This window comes from Streptococcus sp. IMAU 99161 (assembly GCF_014435245.1).
Lineage (GTDB): Bacteria > Bacillota > Bacilli > Lactobacillales > Streptococcaceae > Streptococcus > Streptococcus lactarius.
The window spans coordinates 58,570-80,389 of the sequence record NZ_JAAPAW010000006.1; the positions used below are offsets into that span (position 1 = coordinate 58,570).

Consider the following 21,820-nt stretch of genomic DNA (forward strand, 5'->3'; position numbering starts at 1 on the left):
CCGTCTCCGCATGGTCCAAGATTCCTTGGGTGAACTGAGTCATGTATTCTTGGCTGTTCAACTCATCCGCAGACTGTTGCCAGTGGCTCGGTACAGGATAAATGGTCACTGTTCCATCACCGTTAGACGCATAGGTCACATTTCCTTCAGCCGAATAAGAGCCATATAAATGATGGACCGTCTTCGGATAGGTCACTCCCATCCCATCTTGGTAAATATAGGTACCAGCAGCACTTTCGTTGATGTTCAATTCCTTAGGAACAGACTGAATCACATAAGCCCATACACGCGCAGCTTCGATCTGGTCAGACGAATAGCCTGGGAAGTTATCCCTATCTGATTTCTTCGAAGACTTGGTATCGGATCCTTGACTGCTAGCCCATTTCTTACCCTTGCTTGTCTTAGTCGTACTACTGCTATCGTTTTTATCTACCTGCTCCCGATCTTTTGGTTGCTCTTTCTTACGGTAGTAGAAATTATCATCATCGCCATAAGCCGGCGACTGACCCGCCCAGATCCGATCCTTGGACTTATCCGATGCATCGTCCTTACCAGCAGTCTCCCCCTTAGGAAGGAGCAAGAGACCAAAGCCACCGACACCAGATGTTGAATTGACCGACATCTCTGCACCATGGTCCTTTTGCTTGAAGCTAGAATCAACTAACTCCGCACTATCCAAATCCAGGCCGTCCTTGTCAAAGACCAGCTCATTCCCATGGCCGTCAATCCAAGTCCCCTCGATACTCGAGTAATCCTTGTTCTTAATAGCTTTCAAGTCCATACCTGAGTGTTTTTTATCAGCATGGCTAGACTGCTTAGTAGACGGAGCCTTCGGCGTAACCGACCGATGAGGCCGACCACACGAAGCCAAGACCAATGCAGAAAGCATAATTACAAAACCTTTTTTCATATCAATCTCCCTTCACACACCTACCATTTTAGAGAAATAAGAAAGGATAGTCAATGGAAAAGTGGAAAAGAAACCTACGATCAAACAAAACCCTTCTGACATTCATTTAAGATCAAAAAAGGAGCTCAACTGTACGAGCTCCCATACCTTCACTGTTTTATAGGCTATTTTTTTAGTAGTTTTCATTCAGTCACTCTTACAATTGTATATTTTAACTACAATATCAGTAATAAGAGAAATGAATTCTACAATGCATATCAAAATACTCATGCCACAAAAGGAATGACAAGATGGGGATATTTGAATTGCAGAAATAAATTATTTCAATCCACGCTCCCGTGAAGGGAGCGACGAAATTCGCTAAAACTGAAACACTTAAAGCAATTATTTCAATCCACGCTCCCGTGAAGGGAGCGACCGTGCTTTAGGCTATGAAAAACCTAGCCAAGATTATTTCAATCCACGCTCCCGTGAAGGGAGCGACGTGATTGTTCCGGTATCATGTCGCAAGTCTTAAAAATTTCAATCCACGCTCCCGTGAAGGGAGCGACCACGCGCCACACCGATCAATCCTGTTTCGTCCGTATTTCAATCCACGCTCCCGTGAAGGGAGCGACTCTATTTTAGCAGAAATGGAGGAGAAAGACAATATTTCAATCCACGCTCCCGTGAAGGGAGCGACGTACTCGACCGTAAGCCTTGGACAGATAAGATTATTTCAATCCACGCTCCCGTGAAGGGAGCGACATAACCGTTGTCAAAATCGCCTGTGTTGAATTTATTTCAATCCACGCTCCCGTGAAGGGAGCGACGTTCTTCATTTCTGGAGGTATGATGCTGTTTTTGTCATTTCAATCCACGCTCCCGTGAAGGGAGCGACGAGAATGGGCATCTAATTTAGGCTGGCAGATTGTATTTCAATCCACGCTCCCGTGAAGGGAGCGACATCAAGTGATAGTTGCTTAATTCCTTTTTATAAATTTCAATCCACGCTCCCGTGAAGGGAGCGACTGAAGGTGATAAGGTTACTTTTGACCTACCTCAAATTTCAATCCACGCTCCCGTGAAGGGAGCGACGAGATGCGATTTAAGGATATGATATACTATCTTATTTCAATCCACGCTCCCGTGAAGGGAGCGACCTACAAGATAATGTTTCCATTAGTTCTTCTATTGTATTTCAATCCACGCTCCCGTGAAGGGAGCGACATAGGCTTCCCTATAAGTATTACCTAACACACAAATTTCAATCCACGCTCCCGTGAAGGGAGCGACTTCAACTAGTTTTAACTATCTAAAAGCAATTTTAATTTCAATCCACGCTCCCGTGAAGGGAGCGACCCATGTTTCAGAAGATACAAGGGGGATTCGATAAATTTCAATCCACGCTCCCGTGAAGGGAGCGACAGGTTTGTTGTCCGTATTCGCTCAACTTGAGAGGATTTCAATCCACGCTCCCGTGAAGGGAGCGACCGAGAGCCAAGAAGCACACGAAGCGTTTTTAAAAATTTCAATCCACGCTCCCGTGAAGGGAGCGACTGTCACCTTGATAACTGTTGACTTATCAGACGGATTTCAATCCACGCTCCCGTGAAGGGAGCAACTCCTTAATTTTTCAGCCACCGATTTATCTTTAGATATTTCAATCCACGCTCCCGTGAAGGGAGCGACACCGTTTGGACTGACCAGCATAGGCGTTTTCTTATTTCAATCCACGCTCCCGTGAAGGGAGCGACCCTTGTTCATCTCAGATTTATAGATGGCATCTTTTATTTCAATCCACGCTCCCGTGAAGGGAGCGACTTCCCAAGGATTGCAACCGCTGGATCGTTCACGGATTTCAATCCACGCTCCCGTGAAGGGAGCGACGATTCGCGTTCTCATCGAAACGCCGTCCTTTTAAATTTCAATCCACGCTCCCGTGAAGGGAGCGACTCGAGCTCGATCATGTATGTTTTCGTTGTTTTATTATTTCAATCCACGCTCCCGTGAAGGGAGCGACTGTAGCTTTACCAACAACTGCTTTTTCGGGATTGTATTTCAATCCACGCTCCCGTGAAGGGAGCGACATCGTTTTATCTCGATTATCTAAAAGCGTATAAAATTTCAATCCACGCTCCCGTGAAGGGAGCGACAAGCGTTTCATTGCTTCGTTAGAAGTGTCAAACCAATTTCAATCCACGCTCCCGTGAAGGGAGCGACCTGATTGGAGCTAGTAGGATTTAGGGGAAGTATTTATTTCAATCCACGCTCCCGTGAAGGGAGCGACCTTTCTGTTCTTCTATCGAGTAGCCCTCCTCTAACTGGATTTCAATCCACGCTCCCGTGAAGGGAGCGACTGTGGCTTTTAGAATTTCAGTTTGTTGCAAGTTGATATTTCAATCCACGCTCCCGTGAAGGGAGCGACAGCGCAAAGTAGCACCGTTTATGGCTAAAATTGATTAATACCAAGGAATTATTATTCCCTTAAATTCATTTTTGCCATTAATTTTTCTAGTCTTTTTGCGCGAAACTCCTGCACTTTTATGTGCAACTTCGATTCGCGTTCCTTATTTTAAAGTATTAATACTCCTATATCAGGATCATAACTTGTATCTCGTCCAATAGTCTCCACTCGATTTTGCCAATTTTTTCCAAGAAAATAAAATCGAATACTATCAGAATCAGGATCAATAATATCTAATAACTTAGACTTGATTTCTACAAATTCTGCAGGAGCAACTGAACATTCAAATACTGAATTTTGAACACGTTGGCCATAATCAACGCACAGTTTTGCAACATGGCGCAGACGTTTCCTTCCTTTTGCTGTTTCAGTATTGACATCATATGTCACCAGTACCATCATATGTAAACTCCTATATCATAAACGGTGGATATGAATCTAATTCCCCACGAATAGCTTTTGCTAATAGTTGGGCTTGAACATAAGGTAAGAGCATCATTTTCACCTTTTCTTTAGTATATGGATGTTCTACTTCCGTATGTTTTCTTTTTTGCCAGAGTTCAAGAAAAGTTGCCCGTCCTTTTTCTGATAGAAAAACACTACCGTTTTCCTTAAATTCAAAGTCTTTTCTCGATATTTGACCTTTATTTATCAAAGAAAATACAAATCTATCTACAATAAAGGCACGAAACTCCTCTACTAAATCTAAAGCTAAACTAGCACGCCCTGGTCTATCAGTATGAAAAAATCCAACGTAACTATCTAGCCCGACTGCTTCCAATGCAGACTGGCATTCGTAAGTTAATAAACTATATCCAAATGATAACAAAGCATTCACGCAATCTAATGGTGGCCGTCTAGTACGACCGTTAAACTGGAACGTCTCTTTATCATTTAGGACAAAATCATTAAAAATTCGAAAATATTGGTTGGCGGCTTGGCCTTCAATTCCTAAGAGGGAGTTCTTATCTTCAACTGACTGAACCTGTTCCAATGCCCAAGTCAACTCTGTATTTACCTCTTCAAAGAGATGAGTATCAATTCGTTCTCTATGATCACGCTTAAAACGGAGTAAATATTTCCTAGAATTAGAAATTTTTGCAAGAATAAATCTTTGAGCATATTCTAATGACAGTTCTGAGTCTGCTAAACGATACTGTTGCCTTCTAAGTAGAACATTCCCATTTGTTGCTCCAACAAACCGACCGCAAAAACGCCCCTGAGGAGTATGAAAAGATAAATTGATCTGATTTTCAGCGCACAGCTCAATTAATGATGGAGATGCTCCCAAGTAAGAAAAACATACAATACCATCAATAATTCTATACGGGAATCGACTGATGACTTTTCCCTCTTGTTTTATGACAATATTATCTCTTTCTCGAGTCAAATAAAAGTTATCTTTCGTTAAATATAACGTGTTAAGTAGCTTTTTCATAAGCTATCCTCACTTTTTAGAGCATGGAAAATATAATTATCAATATTGCGATTCTTCTTACTTAAGCGTGGCATACAAATATCAACTAAAGAGCACAATTGACAATTTTTAAAATACTCAGCTTTTGGAACTACCTTTTGCTCATAATATTCATGCATTTGCGAGGCTAAAGAAGCTACTTCTTTTCGTAATTCAGGAGTAATTTCTATTTGTTTCTTTTGATTAACATGATGATAATATATATAGCTGTACTCGATTGTACACTCAAGAGTCTCTTCCAGACAAATAGCTTGAGCAACTAATTGAACAATATCATAAATATCTTTTTTGTCTTTTCCTCGCTTATATTCCACGATAACTGGTAGCCACTTACCACTTCTACCCTTAAGCTCAATTCCTCTTTCATTTTTATGAAACTCAACAACATCTAATATCCCGTAGAGCCCTAACTCTTTTGATGATACATGCATTGCCCGTGAGATAATAACATCATTACGTTTCTCTTTTACATGAGGATCGTCCGCTTTTTTGTGTAAAATCTGACCATGAGCTGTCGCTTCATTATCCGACCATTGTTGTTCAATATGAATTAGACTCCATTGCCGTTTACAAAATTGGAAATGCTGGATACCAGACAACATTAAATAGTCACTTTCCGCGTAGACCATATTATAGTCCTTCTAGAATCTTAACTTTCAATCCTTTATTTTCATATTCTGCTAACTTCTCTTGATTAAGATGAATACCGTAATCTTCATAAGTATTCTTTTCCTGGTTGTCTTTGTCAAATTCAAACAAGTCAAAAACACGCGCACTAGAAATATTTCCTAACTTATTGGAATGAGTGAACCAAAAGACTTCCCTTACACGCATTGATCCTTCAGGACGTGCAGAAGAGGCATCATTTTCGAAAAGACTTACTAGTGCTTGCTTAATAACCTCTACATCTTCCGTAGAAAATCCTGTTTTTTCAGCAAAATTTGGATTAATAGATCCCTTCAACAAATAAACCCCGTAATCAACAAAGTATTTCATTCCCATAGTATCAGATGAACGTCCACTTTCATTTTTAGCTTCCATTCCGTTTGTACTTCTTGTAATCTGTAAACTAGAGATTACGATTGGTTCCAATGACTTAGCCATATTTATAGAAACTGGTCCACGAACACCAATTGATTTTTTCAAATAAGTAAAAACTTGACCGAATGAACGGACATCTAACCATAATTTATTAGCTTGTTCTTCGATATCTTCATCAGAGTCTTTTGCATTAAATTGATTAGAAAAACGTTTTTCAAGTGAGCGAAACTCGTCTTCAATACGGTCACCAGCTTGAACAAAGGTTGGATAGCCCAAATCTTGCATGCGATTTCTAATTTTGCGCTTGATCGCCACATCAGAAATTAAGCCATGTCCCTTAGCATCTGTTCTTGGCATATTACCCGATAATGGATCACCATTAGCATTTGCTTCGCGTACTTCAATTGTTACCATAAAGTCAATTTTATTTTCTAACATAAGCTAGTTCTCACTTTCGTCTTTTTCTTTTTTAGTATAAAAATATTGTTTTTCGCCATAATAACCAAAAATAAATTGATAATCTAGAGGATCATTTATATCTTTATTCGTCATTAAAGGGCTTAATAGAGAAATGATTTCTTCGCGCTCTCTTTCCAGTTTATTATAGATTCCTCTGGAGTTTAATTTGACTGTTTCTTCATAAGGTTTAATTTTATTTGCGAGGTTCATCATCAATTTAGCTGGTTGGCTGGTATAGGCATTCCAATACCTTTCAGCATTTGTTATCCTTTCTTGATTACCACCTTCTATTCGATATCTCTGAGCTTCCATTAATTCAAAAATAGCTAGTAACCGTCCAAATAAATAAGAACGATTAGTATTTTCATGGTCTACCATTGGATTAAACTCCCTTCCATATTGTTTATGTAGAACTGCTAAACTAACTTGTTGCAATGAATACCAACATTTAGGATAATTTTGCCGATGTTTAATATTAGCTTCTAGCTTTTTAACGATCGTATTTGGAATGGCTTTTCCATCAATTAAGGCTGTCACTAATTGCTGATATTGATCACTCCGAAAACTATCATTGTCTAATTCTAGATAGCGTCCTCTATCCACACCATAAGCCGCATTAATAATCTCGTTGAAATTCGGTGTCTTTTGTTTATAAATTCCTGATTTTGTTTTTGCTTCCCAAGAATAAGTATCTTGCCAATTTTCCAGATTTTTTAATAACTGAGACACTTGAAGTTGACGGAAATATTTTAATGAGATACGACCATTACTTGTTTTATTGAGGATAGCAATATAATATGTAGCGTCGTTTCCAAAAAATTTTCGCCCCTTAATAAATGAAGAACCAATCTCTTGATTTACAGCATTTGGTCTAATCAATTGATGACGATCTTCCATATCATCTTCCTCATCCTCAAATAGGCTATCAAACTCCGGTTTAACAATATCTAATTGACTTTTGTTTGCCAAATCATCACTAAACCAGTTAATAAGATACTGTGACGATCCTAACCAAGTACTACTGTTATTATTTTCAAGTAAATACTTAATCATCAAATGGATTTTTTCAGAGGTTTCGTAACCTACACTAAAAACATCTTCACGTTCTTTAAAACGTCCTTTATAAGCCTCTCCTTTATTGCTAACAGAAATGATTTTAGCATTTCCCATCAATCCTCTATGCTTATTTGTGATTGTCTCATTGCGTCCACTTATATTACAAACTCCCATATTATCTTGAAATGCTCTTACAAATGATATAAATGATTGATGTAATTCTTTGTATGTCGTCACTGATTCATCTTTGAAACCATGGTATTGTACAATCGAAAATTCAATGAAACAAGCAGATAAATCAATCGTCTTACTTTTTCCATTTAAATCTTGATAAGTCACCTTCAAATTTTCTATTTGATAGGATTCACCAAACAGAGAATTTAATACGATTTTTAAAAAATCTGCTCTAAGTATAAACCTCTGAATCTTTGTTAAATAATCTTTAACCTCATCTTCCTTACAAAAACTGACCCAATTAGCAAGTTGATTATGAAATTCATCGTATTGAGATCGACTAACTTCTTGAACATAATAAGATAGCTTATCTACTAATGGATGTGGTGCTGGATTACTACCAGATCTTGCAACAGAATCACTAGTTACAGGAAAAATAATCGATTGATTATCTGGCATGAATTCCGCTTTATAAAAGGTACCATCTTTATTCAATTTGATGAGAATTATATTACTACCATTTGATTTCAGACTAGTATGGTATAGTGGAAGCAATACAGGATCATTCTCACCTGTTCGTTGATCCACCAAACCGATCTCCTCTGCTTGTTCATATGCATTTAATAGAGAAGTAAAAAAATCCATTAGCTTTCTCCTTTCTCCATCTCTTCATATTCGTTAAACTCATCATCAACTGATTTAATTTGACTAGGTATCTTAAAAGCATAGCTGGATAATGTATTAACTATTTCACATTCCTTCTGTGACTTAAACTTAATAATACCATCCTCCATAACTGTTTTTGCGAAATAAGATTTTAATGGTGTTTTTTTATCTGTTGGGTAGGCAAAGGAATGAAACATAATTCCTAAATCGATAGAGACTCCATCATAATAGGATGGGCAGTTCTCATATTCTTCTTGACTAATCTCATCCACCAAGGCAAAGCACTCCCTTGTTCCAAGAAAAACATCCCGTCTTCCACCTTTTCGAATAGACCTCTCCATAATCGCTTCGTGCTTATTTGCCTGTCTATCCTGCATCAAATCTTCACGATTCTCATTCCAAACAAAATGAAACTTTACAAGATACTCTACATCACTCAAATAAGAAACATAGCTCAAGTCAGCACTGTAATCATGTAACAAAGCACGAACACCATGCAACTCAGTTTGTATTTGATTAACAACCTTAACTTCAGTTATAACATTTGTAAAAGTAGGTTTATGATATATACCGTCAACTATTCCTTGCAAAGCCTGTCGAGTCGGGACCGAGTACGACGATCTTTCACTCCCACCTTTAGTTGCTGGATTCGTAAACAATGCCCTATCGCCACGAACTCTAGCATAGAAATTTCTTGATCTATACAAGGTAAAATCCTCCTTCTGTTCTTTCATATTGCTATGTTTATTCTTACTATAGAAAAAAATACCTAACTCGTTTACATAATAAAGTTTTCCATCTCTATGATAATTCCTTTCTTTTCATGATAATACCCATCTGATAACACTAGTACATTTCCATTCAGATACGATTTTGTTGCTTCTAAAATAGGATCATGCTCACGTACATTTACGGTATAAGATTGCAATTCCTTTAAGAGGCATTTTATAAGCTGGAATTCTCCTGCTGATGGATAATCAGACTCACACAGCTCTTCCAAATGAGATAACTTTTCTATTGCATCACCGTATGGAACCAAAACCCCTATTGTATCGTTATTGATCAAGTTCATCTTAAGCCCAGCTGTTTTAAATGCTTGCTTCATTCTTCCTTTAAAATTAGGTCTTAATTGGAACTTATTCTTACTTAAATAATCAAAAACTGACTCCCCATGCGATAAAGGATAGTCCATTGAAGATTGATTATTTGCATAGTAATATTCAAAGAAATCTTTATTTAAAAGTGAAGTATCAATTGGAGATGAAATTTCATGTAGTATGAACTCTGTTGCCTCTTTCTTATTTTTGATTTCTTTAAGTCGTGAGATATTCTCCTCCTCATTCATAAGGTTCACTAATGTAACTTGTCCTTTTGGACGTTTCCCTTCACGGTTACAACGTCCACTAGCTTGAACAATTGAATCTATTCCAGCATAAGAACGAATGACTTGATTAAAATCAACGTCCACTCCTGCTTCAATCAATTGCGTACTAATACAAATAATTGGTACTCCATTTTTTAAATGCTGCTTTATTTCTGATATTATATCAAATCTATGCTGAGCACACATATTAGTTGATAATTGATATAGAGGACGATCTGTTAATTCTTCAAGCATTGTATAGAATTTATCAACTGTTTTTTTAGTGTTAAAAATTACAAGTATGGACTCATTATTATCTAAAACAAAGTCAACTAATTCTGACAGGTTTGTATATTGATTCTCTTCTTTAAACTTTCTAAGCTCTGTTCTTGAAAACACTTCTGATTCATCATGACTTAACTCAACTATATCAGGACATTCACCATTTTTCCCACCATAATCTAGACGATGAGTTATTGCATTTGAATCATAGGCTGGCTGCGTTGCAGTACATAAAATAATAGTTGTATTCATGACTTTATTTAAAAAGTTCATTGTTAAATTAAACAAAGTTGTGACTTCAATAGGTAAAGATTGCACTTCATCTAAGATCAACACACTATTCGCTAAATTTGAAAAACGTCTTATATTAGAAGATTTTGTCTTAAATAATGTTTGAAAAAATTGAACCATAGACGTAAGAATAATTTGACTATCCCAACTGTCAATTAAATAATCTAACGTCAAAGTTTTTTTCTCATCATTATCATCATTTTGATGAATTACATTTGAATGATGTTCTAATACTCCAGCATTACCTGTTATTTTTTTGATTTCAGAAGCATTTTGCTCTAAGACCGATAAAAAGGGAGTAATGTAAAAGAATCTTGATTTATTCTTCTTCACAAGCTGATGGAAAGCATATCGCATACTGAGGTTTGTTTTACCTGCTCCAGTCGGTAAATCCAATCGATAGATTCCGGCTGAATCGTTTTCTCCTCTTTCCTTCACTCTCTCACTAATTTGTAAACGAATTTCATTTAGTAGTGTAGTAGGCTCGCTAAAACCTCTATACTTTTCTTCAATAGCACTTAGATAGAACTGATTTAATTCTTCCCTTTCTTTAGATTTTAAAGGTTGAACAATTATACCGTATGCATTGATAGTGTCTAATATATCTGCATTTTTTAGTAACGATAAATAAAGCCTAATAAAACAGCTTGAATAAAAATCTTTTTCACTTTCGTTATTCCACTTTAAATTAGACCAAGCTTGTTGATAATTCTCAAATGCTTTTATAATTAAATCATCTAAAGAGTTATATCCATAATAAGATAATTGACTTTCTAATTTTTGAGCAAAAGGTTCGATATCTTCTTGATAACGACTGCTTTCTGTTCCTTCCAATATTCGATACCGTAACCTGTTATAAGCATATTGAGAAGTATTTATCATTTCATCTTGGAATAAAATATCATACATACCATGATGGGATGAAATAACGTAAGCGCAAATTTCTTGAAATAACTCTCTATCTGTTTTCTCTACATTTAAACTCTTCAAACAGGTTTGTATCTTTTGGAAAAGATACCTAGCTCCAGCCGAGGAGTGGTCAACATGCTTATTAGGATGCAATAAGAGTTTATCTTGAAACTCTTGATTAGCTTTTCCTAAATCATGGTATAAACCCAATAAGAATAAAACATCCCCTTGATCAATAACATTCGCATCTTCTCGAGCCTTAGTCGCAACATTAAAAGAATGATCTTGAAGTGATTGAACATTTCCATTGTTATCCTTATGAGCAACAATCATAAAAAGCCTCGCTAAATTTTAAATATTATGATATTAATTTCATTTTACTCCTTCCTTCCTCAAAAATCAAATCTCCATATGGAGATAATTTATCTATTTCCAAATCTTTTCATATACACAAAAGGGAACTCACATTCGAGTTCCCTTTTTCTTCATGTCCCCTGCCGGAATCGAACCAGCAACTACTCCTTAGGAGGGAGTTGTTATATCCATTGAACTAAGGGGACAGATAAAAAAAGAAGCGAGATTACTCCCGCCTCCTTGTTCGTCTTAACGACGGATTTCTTTAATACGAGCTGCTTTACCTTGCAATGCACGAAGGTAGTACAATTTCGCACGACGTACTTTACCGTAACGTACAACTTCGATCTTTTCTACACGTGGAGTGTGTACTGGGAATGTACGTTCAACACCTACACCGTTAGAGATTTTACGAACAGTGTACATTTCAGTGTGTCCTTGACCTTTACGAGCGATCACAACGCCTTCAAAGATCTGGATACGTTCGCGAGTTCCTTCGACAACTTTCGCGTGAACACGAACAGTGTCACCAGGACGGAATGCAGGGATATCAGTACGAAGTTGACCTTCAGTCAAACTTTGGATTAATGGATTCATTATTTTCTCCTATCTTCGTCAATCTTGAGGGACCTCCCTCAGCGGATAAACTGTATTTTTGTGCTTCCATTACGCACAAAAACTATCATATCAGATATTTTCAGGTTTGTAAAGCTATTTCCCTACTTTTTTGCAACTTTTTGACCGGAATAAATGCTCCAGTCTTTTGGCAGGCAATAGGCAATGGCGCAAGCAATGACAAAGAATGGTAGATTTCCATATCCAAAGACCTCCCCTCCGATCAAGATCGGTGCGAGCAAGGTCGTGGTCGCACTGCCAAAGACACAGGCATAGCCGATAGCAGCCACGACCAAGACGGGTAAGCCCAGCAAAGGAGCAAGAAAGACGCCAAGTGTCGCTCCGATCGCAAAGAGCGGTGTCACTTCTCCTCCTTGGTAACCAGCAGAGATGGTCACCACGGTAAAGAGGAGCTTGAGGATCCAGTCATAACTCTGCGCACTTCCTTGATGAAATGCCATATCAATCAGATTGGTTCCGAGTCCGCTATAAGAGCCGACCTTGGTCAGCTGGAGGGTCAAGAGGACCAAGCTGAGTCCAGCCCCAATGACAGCGATTCGAATATAAGGATTAGGCAGTACTTTCGCTACTGTTTTTTTCAACCAAGAAAGGCTAACTGCAAAGAGCTTCCCAGCGAGGCCGAACGCCAAGCCAAGAAGGGATACTTTGATCAAGGTCTCTGGTGTCCAGCTCAGCGTTTCTCTTAGTGGCACAGCAAATTTCTCCAAGCCCAGGGTATGAGAGGTAAAGCTTGCCACGATTGAGGCGATAAGGGCAGGATAGAGAGCAATCAGTTGCAACTCCCCAACGGTCAGGACTTCAAGGGCAAAGAATGTCGCAGCCAGCGGCGTCTGAAAGAGCCCGGCAAAACCTGCCGCCATCCCGGTCATGAGAAAAATACGAGAAGCATCGGCTATCTTGATATGGCGGGCAAAACGGTGCGAAAGGGTGGCTCCGATCTGGACCGCTACGCCTTCCCGACCGACCGAACCACCGAAGAGGTGGCTCATCCAGGTCGTCAGCATGATCAAAGGAACCAAGATCAAGGGGATTTTCTCCTCACGCGTGTGCCCGACATCAAAGACCAATCCCATCCCTTTGGAAGCCTTGCCACCAAATCGCTTATAGAGATAAACGATGACAAGCCCTGCTAAGGCTAAAAATAGAATCAAGGGCCAGTGCTGGCTTCGGAAATCTCCGATCAGGAGCAATCCCCGACCAAAGATCATATCAATCGCACCGACCAAGAGACCGATGATCAGGGCCATCCCCGTTAGTACAAAATACTGCTGTGTTTTTTCTTGGATCGATTGATTAATCACGCGCCTTCACCTCCTCTTGGTAGTCTCTAGAACGCGCCATCAAATCACGAAATTGGGCTTGGATGGTCGAGCGATACTGCTCATCATCCACGAGAGAAGCCACCTTCTCTAGCACCTTATTTTCCCTACCTTGATCCAGCACAGGCAGACACTTTGCCTTCTTATAGGCCACAACCTCGCTGACACAGACCATCCGTCTTTCCAGCAAGGCTACGAGCTCTTGATCGATCTGGTCAATCTCTTTACGAATCTGATCTAAATCCATGTGTCTCCTCTTTATTTTGGGATATAAATCGAGGCTGTAATCCATCTATCCAGCCTCTTTATCATTAATTTGCTTTAGCTACGAGTTCCTCTGCAAAGGCTTCTAATTTTTCAATATCTTCGTCTTCTGCAGACAAATCAACTTTGACATTTTCAGAACCTTTTTCAGCCCCCGTCGCAGCAAAGCAACGGTCGAATTCATCAACTGCTTTACAAAATTCGTCGTAGAAGGTATCTCCTGATCCTACAACACCGTAAAGTTTGCCTTTAAGATCAAGGCCAGCCAAATCTTCGTAGAAATCTTGGATCTCATCTGGAAGCTCTCCATCACCGTAGGTATAGGTCGCAACCACTGCGATGTCGGCCTCAAGGAAGTCTTCCGCATCCACAGTTGTACATTCATCCACATCTACTTCTACACCAAGATCACGGAATTTGTCCGCTACGATATCAGCAATTTCTTCAGTATTTCCAGTCATACTAGCAAAAACAATTTTCGCTACAGTCATAATTTCCTCCCAAAATCTATTTCCCGTATTATACCATTTTTTCAGGTATTTTGTACAGAACCTTTCCTGAGAAGGTGAAAGAATAGGTTCATTTCAAGAAATTGGACCGATGGAACCTAATCACCCTCGTTTTCTTCTTGAATTTCTTTAATAGTTTTGATTTCTTCATCTAGCTTTTTATTAAAATCGGTCTCGTTTTTGAACGGATATGAATATAACTGCCAAGTATACCATTTAAGTCCTTCTTGCCCTTTGTAATACCACTCTATTTTTGTTGGTAAAAACTCTTTGTTGTAGGTAATTCGGACTTTGGAAAATTGATTCTTCTCACAATATTTATACTGCAATTCAAATTCTGGTGGATACTTCTCCTTTAGAAATTTTTTATTAACCAAAGATTCTGGATCCCTTTCAATCTGAAAATGATGCTTTTCAATCTCCTCAGACGTAACCTTTAAATTCAATAATATCGATGATATTCCACCATTTAGTGCACGTTTATAAAATCCTTTAGTCGTATAGACTCCACTTTTACCATATAATTTATTATTTTTAATTACAGTGCTATAAGACACAAATAGGTTCTCTGCTTGCAGATCAAATCCTGCTCCTGCATTGTTACCTTGATCTAAATCATCCTGATTTTGGACAAAAACAAATCTCTGTTTCTGTAAAATATCATAAGTATCCGTTGGTTGCTGTTGAATATGATTGACTATTTGGAAATTTAAAACAGCCGCTATTATTATGACTACCACGATTAAGAGAAGATGGTTCTTCGATAGAGATTTTAAATTTAATGAATTATTTAATACTTTCGTATCGCTCTATAGACTAATCTTCTTCTTTTTCGCTTTCAATCTCTTTGATCAGCTGGATTTGCTCATCTAATTTCTTATCGAAGTCAGATTTGTTTTTGAATGGGTATAAATAAGTACGAATCGTATTCCAACTCATTTCACCATTTTTTTCATAATATCCTTCCAGTTTTATGGGAAGAAACTCTTTGTTATAGGTAACACGAACTTTACTCATCTTATCATAAACGTAATAATTTTCTATATAACCTTTTTTTATATCAGAAAGATTATTTTGATTGATAAATTTACTTGCTTTAAATTCCAACGTATACTGATGATCCAAAATATCCCTTTTTGTAATTGGAATATTCATAATTCCATATGTTACCATGTCCTCCAGTTTACTTTTATACAGAACAGTTGGCGTGTATACGCTATTCACATAAATCTTCCCATTTTTTATAGCATTAGTAGAACTATAAAGCTCATGAGTTTTTAAGTTAAAACTAACCTCATCTTCGGGATATCTACTATCCTGAACTGTAACAAATTGACGTGCTTGCATTCTTTCATAGCCGGTTTGACTAATATCCAAAGAGATGTTTTTCTTTAAAATAATCCAAGATACCGTTATAATCGTCACCAGCCCAATTAATATAATCGTTATAAACTTTTTGTTTATCTTCATCTGGAACTTTTTGCCATGCTTCATAATCCTCATGTCCTCCTCCTCTTACAATATCCGCAAATTGACCAATATAGCCTGTCTTTTCATCCTTTTTGCCCAAATCATTTTCATAGCGAAATAGTTTTTTTGCTTCAGTTCGAGTGGCTGGCTCAGGAGTGCCATCCACATCAAGCATTCCATGTTTACCTTCGTAAAACTTAGTAACATCTGAATTTTGACCTGTTGAAGGTCCATAGTTAAAGGATTCTGTATTGGCGATTTCCCTCAATTCATCATCAGAATATGCGCTTGGATCGGAGTTATAACGACCATTTGGAAGTTTGTTCTTGTCATAGGCATCCCATTGACTCTCAAACTCGCCAGTGTCTATATTCACAATAAATTCCACCATACGTGCGTTGTTCAAATCTTTTCCTTTAGCTGAATTGCCCTGAGGGACTTGAACCTTCATATTATACGGACGTTTGAAGCCATCTGATTTCTTAAAGCGATTATGGTAGTTAGAGCCGGTTGTATAATCAAATTCAATATTATTTTCTTTACCATATGCTAACAGTTTCTCGTAATCATTTGCACCTTCGTAGTGACTACGAATATAGTAAATTGCTTGGCGATCCAAATAATAGCGGAAGAAATGAACTTGTTGCCTAAGCGGATCCTTTTGGTAATTAAGATTTTTATCACCAAACGCTTTTACCACATCCCGTCTGAAATACATGTTGAAATCCCCATGTGGTGCCAGATTCTCTGAAATCTTATGGGTTTGACTTGTCAAATGCATAAACTGCTTTTTGTCCGTTTTTGCACCCAACTGCTTAAGAACCAATTCTACTTTCGCTTTTGAATCAAGTTTACTACTAGCATACATCTCTGTATAAATATCGGATCCAATCTCCTTGGTTTCCGCATATAAAGCATCTCTCCTTGCATTTAACTCGCTGCCTGTCTTGATATCTGCTGTTCTTTTTGAAACGCCTTTAACATATCCTTTGATGGCATCCTTATCCCAGCCATCTATTTCTTTAAGGTTCACTGATTGTTCACGTAAACCCGTAAGAAATTGGTTATATTCGAAAGCTGATACATCCTTTGGTTTCGTTGGCAAATATTCATTTTCAAACTCTTTATTCTTAATCGTTTCATTTACTTGATCAGACCAAGATAAATCCTTTGGAATAGAATACATTCCAGTATTTGGATCCCACGCTACGTTAATTTGATTGACAGCTATTTGAATAGCTTGGGCTAAAACATCAATTTCCCAGAAGATGCTTGGTGACGTTGCATTAAATGCTCTTAGTTTGTTTAATTTTTCTTGTAGTTCATTTCTAGCAGCTTTTACAATACCATCTAATACGTTTAAGCCTTGAAGTCGCTCTAATCTCTGCAACCGTTGGAAATCTCCAGCACTAGTCGATTGACTAGCTGCAATTTCATTGATCTCTGCATGAAACATAGCAATCATCCGATCACACTGTTCAATATCAGAAACCAACTTATCTTCCTGTAAGTCCTCATCAGCCACCTCAGAGCGATAGGATTCTGGGAGCTTTTTCACACTTTCTTGTGTCGCATCCGCTAAAGCTATCCCAGCCTCTTTCAATGGCTTAACAACACTCGTCACAAAGGTTCTAAAAGAGTCGTAAGCTTGTCCAGACAAGCGTGAGGCTGAGTTTTCTATTTGGGTTAATGATGTTTCTAGTGCTTCATAGGCTTTCAATTGCTGCTCAACCATCGTCCCTGTGCTAGTAGCCTGACTATCCAAACTACCTCGATAAACTTCGATTCCCATCGTCACTCTCCTTTTCAAAGTTTAGTTTTTTTCGTTCGTGATAAATATCATTTAAATCATCTTCGATTTTTCTTTTTTGGATAGCTAAATCATCCAATTCTTCCAAATAACTTGTTGAAATTTTTCTTGATTCATGAAGGACTTCCTCCTGAAGGTGGTCAAAAAAATTTCTAGAGGAAGGATAAGATTCAAATGCATTCCATAAAAAACGGTGTGCATCATAGCTATACGCTTCAAAGCGGTTCAAATCCTCTTCCAACTTTCTTGTTTCTTTTATAATATCCCTTTCTTTCTGGAAAAGTTGGTCTTCTTTTTTTCTTAATTCTGACAGTTGTTGATCGTAATTCATTTTGCTGCTCTTTCAACCTATTGTATGCTCGCAGCAGTCGCTTCATCCACTACTGTAAATCCAGTTGAAACACTTTGCAGATTGGTTCCGATGGATTCAATCGCAGCTGCAATTTCACCTGCTTTAATGCTAGCTGTATCAATGGCTTGATGAGCAGCATCATTCCCAGATAGTTTGGTTTGTTCATCCTTCGTAGCTGGTGTAACACCAGTAAGGGCATCGCCACTACTTTTTAAGGAGGCAGCTAACTCTTGTGCTGTCTCAGCATTACTTTTAATTTCAATCATCCTAGTCCCTCCCATACTTAATCTATTCATCCATTCTACCAAAATAATGAAGTTCTGTAAAACCGCTTCCACTGCCCCTACATAGTGATAAACGCTTGCTCGATGGGCCTTTCTTATGTTAAAATTGACTAAGAAAACGAGGTATTGTATGAACGTAATGAATGACATTCTTGAAAAGATTCAAGCTTATGACACGATTATTATCCACCGTCACCAGAATCCGGATCCGGATGCGATTGGGAGCCAAGTGGGCTTGCGGGATCTCCTGCGTGCGCACTTCCCTCAAAAGCGGGTCTTGGCAACTGGCTATGATGAGCCGACCTTGACTTGGCTTGCTGAGATGGATGTCGTCAAGGATGAGGATTATCAGGGAGCTTTGGTGATCGTCTGTGACACGGCCAATACTCCCCGCATCGATGATAAGCGCTATACGAATGGTGATTTCCTAATCAAGATCGACCACCATCCAAATGACGATTCATATGGCGATCTGCTCTGGGTTGATACAGACTCAAGCTCTACTAGTGAACTGATTGCTCTTTTTGCTAAGGAATTGTGTCTTGAACTTCCAGTGAGTACTGCGCGTCTCCTCTATGCAGGGATTGTCGGCGATACAGGTCGTTTCCTCTATCCTGCTACTTCGACTCGGACTTTTGAGATCGCTGCCTTCCTTCGAAGCATTCCCTTTGATTTTACAGCACTTGCTCGTCAGATGGATACGATCAATCTCAAAACCGCTAAGCTACAAGGCTATGTCTATGATCATCTTGAGATCGATGAACATGGTGCTGCGCGTGTGACCTTGACACAAGAGCTCTTGAAGAAATTCGATCTACGTGATTCTGAGACTGCTGCGATTGTTGGCGCTCCTGGGCGTATCGATACCGTGTCTGTTTGGGCTATTTTTGTCGAGCAGACAGACGGTCACTTCCGTGTCCGGATGCGGAGCAAACGAAAAGTGATCAATGAGATTGCCAAACGTCATAACGGTGGTGGCCATCCATTAGCCAGTGGGGCTAACTCCTACTCTCTTGAAGAAAACGACCAAATCTACCAAGAACTACAAGAAGTGGCTCGCATAAACGAAGGCTGAGAACGGTTTCTCAGCCTTTTTATCTTGGTCATGGGGTTTTCATTTGATCTTTCTTATGGTAAAATAAAGCTAATAAATTTTAAGGAGACTTATTATGGAAAAAAATCGTTTGTTTATCATTATCTCTGCTGCGGTAGCGATTCTTAGCTCTTTCTTGCCATGGGCAAGCCTGAATGCTGGAAATTTTGGTTCATACAGCTGGAATGGCCTTCGAGGAGATGGATGGTTTGTTATTATCTTCGCAGTCGTTGCGATTGTCCTTGCTTGCTTGAACGATGTAAAATCTTCACTACCAAAAGGTTTTGCAATTGGTGTTATCGTAGCAGGAGCTCTCTCAACTATCGTAACATTGATCGATGTCTTCGGTGTGAACAAGTACGCTGTTGACTTCAATGGTTATGGCGTTTCAATTGGCTTTGGTTTGATCCTTGCTTTGATCGCATCTATCGCTATTGTTGTGACTGGTCTCTTGGCGATGTCAGGTGGTAAAATCACTAAAGGAACATTCGAAGAACTTGCTGAATCTGGAAAAGGATTTGCCCAATCTGTTGGACGCGTAACATCTTCTACTGTAAAAACTGCTGTAGATGAAATCAAAAAAGAAACTCACGAACATACTGAGGGACAAGCTGATCAACCGGTTGAAGCACCAAAAGATCCAAACCAATCTGAACAATAACCAAAAATTGATCGCTCCGGCCTAACAGAGTGATCTTTTTTATGAATAAATTTGATAAAATCAGGGAAAAGACTTGTCAAGATCCTTGAAATTTGGTACACTAGCTAAGTAACAATCTATGGCTCGGAAAGAGACCATGGCAGAAAGGAAATATTGCAAAATGAAAAAAGATATCCATCCAGAATATCGCCCTGTTGTCTTCATGGACACTACTACTGGTTACAAGTTCCTCAGTGGTTCAACTAAGTACTCTAGCGAGACTGTTGAATTCGAAGGTGAAACTTACCCATTGATCCGTGTTGAAATTTCATCAGACTCACACCCATTCTACACTGGACGTCAAAAGTTCACTCAAGCAGATGGACGTGTGGATCGTTTCAACAAAAAATACGGTCTCAAATAAGAAACCAACAAAAACCACTACCCTTTTGGGAGTGGTTTTTTTGATTTTAAACCGCTTATTTAGCTTATATGAGAAGTCGAATTCTGTTCCTATGATTTTCGTATAGCCACTAGCCAAGAGGCTAGAAGGATTTCAACAATGACCAGAAGGATAATCTGAGGAAGAAAACTCTGAACCAGCATAAGAACAGCTAGACTATCGATCAGCATGTGAGCGAGGATACAAGGAACAGCACCTTTCGAGTACTCCTTGAGAGCTCCAAATAGAAAGGTATTCCCTAAAATCATCAGGTAAAAGATGAGATAGTTGGACGAACCTGCTGTAATCCAAGGTAGTTGATAAATAGGGATATGCCAGAGGAACCAGACAATGGAAAGAACCATCATTTTAGTTATAAAATGCTTGCTAAAGGAAAGATGATCTTGTAAAAACCAACGCCAGCCGACTTCTTCCAGACCGCCATATAAAAAGGTCCAGGGGAAATAGAGGAAGAAGGCCAAGAGGGCGTTTCCAGTAAAGCGAACATTCATGAGCAGGATGGAAATCCCATAATAAATGATGGGGATGAAGAAAGCTAGCATCCAGGACAGGTTACTTTCTTTTTGAAGAAAGACCTTTTTGAAAAATTCTCCCAGGGATTTAGTTTCACCTAAGACGATGGAAAAGCAAAGAGCCGTTATCATGGGAATCAAGTTCATTAGGATAAACAGGAGTGAGGCCCCCATACTACCCCTATCTGGGAAAAACCAAAGGATAACTTGCCCTACTAGAAAAGTAGCAAGGAGGGCAGTCAGTGCATACCAGATAGCGACTGATTGTTTTGAAATAAATTTGCTCATTTTTCCTCCTTTAGAGTTACATACTTCTTTCTTGCAATCATGATTGCTAAACTAATAATAAGAATTTTACTGACTAGAGATAGCCATACCTCTTCATTCACTAGAATCTGAGACAAGGAATTAATACAGGCATGAGTCATGACACAGATCCATAAATTTTGCGTTTTATGATACAAGGCTGATAAGATAAAGCAGTTGATGAATAGCCCTACTAGAAACGGAAGTAACTGAATGACAGCTAAAGAACCATCAATGTAAAAGTAAAAAAGATGCCAGCTAGACCAGGCTAAAAAGGTGATCACAGTAGCTGAAAGATAAGGTATTCTTTCCTCCAAAGTTGGTTGAAAGAAATAACGCCATCCAATTTCTTCAATTCCACCAAAAAGAAGAGCCTTGAAAAAGAGCACCAATGGAAAGATCAACGATTGAGTGGTGATCTCACCACCAAAGCTAAAGGGGAAAAAGTCGAGCAGCAAGAAAACAAGCACCAAACAATAATTTGCTAAACTATCTTTGACTTGAAAAAAATCTTTTAGAAGTTGTTTAAAACTAGATTGATGGTAACTAATGCTTGCAAGACTGCCCCACAAAGCTGATGACAAACCACCTACAATAACAGCGATGATCCCCATTGGTGATGTAAAATCAACCTTGACTCCTCCTGCTCTTAAAAACCAAACCAGAAGGCTGACACCTAATACCTGACCAAAGGTCCCTAACAAATACATAGATAGGGCTTGCTTTCTACTCAT

At 38.7% G+C, this 21,820-nt stretch carries 22 protein-coding genes, 1 tRNA gene, 1 pseudogene and 1 CRISPR repeat array; of the genes and pseudogenes, 4 read left to right on the top strand and 20 right to left on the bottom strand.

The features are described 5' to 3' along the window. Positions 1-41: 41 nt before the first annotated feature. Complete coding sequence (locus HA044_RS10140; protein WP_353936877.1) at positions 42-101, top strand: hypothetical protein; 60 nt, start codon at positions 42-44, stop codon at positions 99-101. A gap of 596 nt (positions 102-697) precedes the next feature. Here the strand turns inward: HA044_RS10140 and HA044_RS10145 are convergent. The 18 genes and pseudogenes from HA044_RS10145 to HA044_RS02680 form a co-directional block, all read right to left on the bottom strand. Further along, positions 698-910: pseudogene (locus HA044_RS10145) on the bottom strand (DUF6287 domain-containing protein); the annotation flags it as partial. Positions 911-1,230: 320 nt separating this feature from the next. Continuing rightward, a CRISPR array of direct repeats spans positions 1,231-3,317; the repeat unit is 32 nt; unit sequence ATTTCAATCCACGCTCCCGTGAAGGGAGCGAC. 147 nt (positions 3,318-3,464) lie between these two features. Further along, on the bottom strand, positions 3,465-3,758 hold the full coding sequence (cas2, locus tag HA044_RS02600) for a CRISPR-associated endonuclease Cas2 (protein ID WP_013903483.1): 294 nt from the start codon (positions 3,756-3,758) through the stop codon (positions 3,465-3,467). Positions 3,759-3,768: 10 nt separating this feature from the next. Further along, on the bottom strand, positions 3,769-4,794 hold the full coding sequence (cas1c, locus tag HA044_RS02605; RefSeq protein ID WP_187539018.1) for a type I-C CRISPR-associated endonuclease Cas1c: 1,026 nt from the start codon (positions 4,792-4,794) through the stop codon (positions 3,769-3,771). Beyond that, entirely contained in the window at positions 4,791-5,462 is a 672-nt protein-coding gene (cas4, locus tag HA044_RS02610) for a CRISPR-associated protein Cas4 (RefSeq protein ID WP_187539020.1), read from the bottom strand. The genes cas1c and cas4 overlap by 4 nt, the downstream gene beginning before the upstream one ends. A 1-nt stretch (position 5,463) precedes the next feature. Beyond that, positions 5,464-6,312, bottom strand: coding sequence for a type I-C CRISPR-associated protein Cas7/Csd2 (cas7c, locus tag HA044_RS02615; protein WP_187539022.1), 849 nt, complete (start codon positions 6,310-6,312; stop codon positions 5,464-5,466). 3 nt (positions 6,313-6,315) lie between these two features. Continuing rightward, positions 6,316-8,208: a type I-C CRISPR-associated protein Cas8c/Csd1 gene (cas8c, locus tag HA044_RS02620; RefSeq protein WP_187539023.1), complete on the bottom strand. Its 1,893-nt coding sequence runs from the start codon at positions 8,206-8,208 to the stop codon at positions 6,316-6,318. After that, complete coding sequence (gene cas5c, locus HA044_RS02625) at positions 8,208-8,936, bottom strand: type I-C CRISPR-associated protein Cas5c (RefSeq protein ID WP_187539405.1); 729 nt, start codon at positions 8,934-8,936, stop codon at positions 8,208-8,210. Before cas5c ends, cas8c begins: the two co-directional genes overlap by 1 nt. A 71-nt stretch (positions 8,937-9,007) precedes the next feature. Then, complete coding sequence (gene cas3, locus HA044_RS02630) at positions 9,008-11,407, bottom strand: CRISPR-associated helicase Cas3' (RefSeq protein WP_187539025.1); 2,400 nt, start codon at positions 11,405-11,407, stop codon at positions 9,008-9,010. Between the two features lie 155 nt (positions 11,408-11,562). After that, positions 11,563-11,634, bottom strand: a tRNA-Arg gene (locus tag HA044_RS02635). A 43-nt stretch (positions 11,635-11,677) separates the two neighbouring features. After that, positions 11,678-12,025: a 50S ribosomal protein L19 gene (gene rplS / locus HA044_RS02640; RefSeq protein ID WP_003016418.1), complete on the bottom strand. Its 348-nt coding sequence runs from the start codon at positions 12,023-12,025 to the stop codon at positions 11,678-11,680. A gap of 122 nt (positions 12,026-12,147) precedes the next feature. Beyond that, positions 12,148-13,311 (bottom strand): chloride channel protein, encoded by a 1,164-nt coding sequence (locus HA044_RS02645; RefSeq protein WP_222935326.1) that lies wholly within the window; start codon positions 13,309-13,311, stop codon positions 12,148-12,150. Positions 13,312-13,357: 46 nt separating this feature from the next. After that, complete coding sequence (locus HA044_RS02650) at positions 13,358-13,630, bottom strand: chorismate mutase (protein ID WP_187539029.1); 273 nt, start codon at positions 13,628-13,630, stop codon at positions 13,358-13,360. Between the two features lie 64 nt (positions 13,631-13,694). Next, positions 13,695-14,138, bottom strand: coding sequence for a flavodoxin (locus HA044_RS02655; RefSeq protein ID WP_187539031.1), 444 nt, complete (start codon positions 14,136-14,138; stop codon positions 13,695-13,697). A gap of 116 nt (positions 14,139-14,254) precedes the next feature. Further along, entirely contained in the window at positions 14,255-14,896 is a 642-nt protein-coding gene (locus HA044_RS02660) for a hypothetical protein (RefSeq protein WP_262407453.1), read from the bottom strand. Between the two features lie 76 nt (positions 14,897-14,972). Further along, on the bottom strand, positions 14,973-15,533 hold the full coding sequence (locus tag HA044_RS02665; RefSeq protein WP_187539033.1) for a cobalamin biosynthesis protein CobN: 561 nt from the start codon (positions 15,531-15,533) through the stop codon (positions 14,973-14,975). Beyond that, complete coding sequence (locus HA044_RS02670) at positions 15,523-17,418, bottom strand: DUF3114 domain-containing protein (RefSeq protein WP_187539035.1); 1,896 nt, start codon at positions 17,416-17,418, stop codon at positions 15,523-15,525. The genes HA044_RS02665 and HA044_RS02670 overlap by 11 nt, the downstream gene beginning before the upstream one ends. Beyond that, positions 17,393-17,767: a DUF3958 family protein gene (locus tag HA044_RS02675; protein ID WP_187539037.1), complete on the bottom strand. Its 375-nt coding sequence runs from the start codon at positions 17,765-17,767 to the stop codon at positions 17,393-17,395. The genes HA044_RS02670 and HA044_RS02675 overlap by 26 nt, the downstream gene beginning before the upstream one ends. A 17-nt stretch (positions 17,768-17,784) precedes the next feature. Further along, positions 17,785-18,054 (bottom strand): TIGR04197 family type VII secretion effector, encoded by a 270-nt coding sequence (locus HA044_RS02680; protein ID WP_187539040.1) that lies wholly within the window; start codon positions 18,052-18,054, stop codon positions 17,785-17,787. Between the two features lie 148 nt (positions 18,055-18,202). Here HA044_RS02680 and HA044_RS02685 point away from each other — a divergent pair, with 148 nt between their 5' ends. From HA044_RS02685 to HA044_RS02695, 3 genes are all read left to right on the top strand, one after another. Beyond that, positions 18,203-19,147: a bifunctional oligoribonuclease/PAP phosphatase NrnA gene (locus HA044_RS02685; RefSeq protein WP_187539042.1), complete on the top strand. Its 945-nt coding sequence runs from the start codon at positions 18,203-18,205 to the stop codon at positions 19,145-19,147. A gap of 94 nt (positions 19,148-19,241) precedes the next feature. After that, positions 19,242-19,826, top strand: a complete 585-nt coding sequence (locus tag HA044_RS02690) for a lantibiotic ABC transporter permease (RefSeq protein WP_187539044.1) — start codon at positions 19,242-19,244, stop codon at positions 19,824-19,826. 160 nt (positions 19,827-19,986) lie between these two features. Continuing rightward, positions 19,987-20,229, top strand: coding sequence for a type B 50S ribosomal protein L31 (locus HA044_RS02695; RefSeq protein WP_003016441.1), 243 nt, complete (start codon positions 19,987-19,989; stop codon positions 20,227-20,229). An 89-nt stretch (positions 20,230-20,318) separates the two neighbouring features. Here HA044_RS02695 and HA044_RS02700 read toward each other — a convergent pair whose 3' ends face one another. Both HA044_RS02700 and HA044_RS02705 read right to left on the bottom strand, forming a co-directional pair. Next, positions 20,319-21,068 (bottom strand): type II CAAX prenyl endopeptidase Rce1 family protein, encoded by a 750-nt coding sequence (locus HA044_RS02700; protein WP_187539046.1) that lies wholly within the window; start codon positions 21,066-21,068, stop codon positions 20,319-20,321. Beyond that, positions 21,065-21,820, bottom strand: a complete 756-nt coding sequence (locus tag HA044_RS02705; RefSeq protein ID WP_187539048.1) for a CPBP family intramembrane glutamic endopeptidase — start codon at positions 21,818-21,820, stop codon at positions 21,065-21,067. The genes HA044_RS02700 and HA044_RS02705 overlap by 4 nt, the downstream gene beginning before the upstream one ends.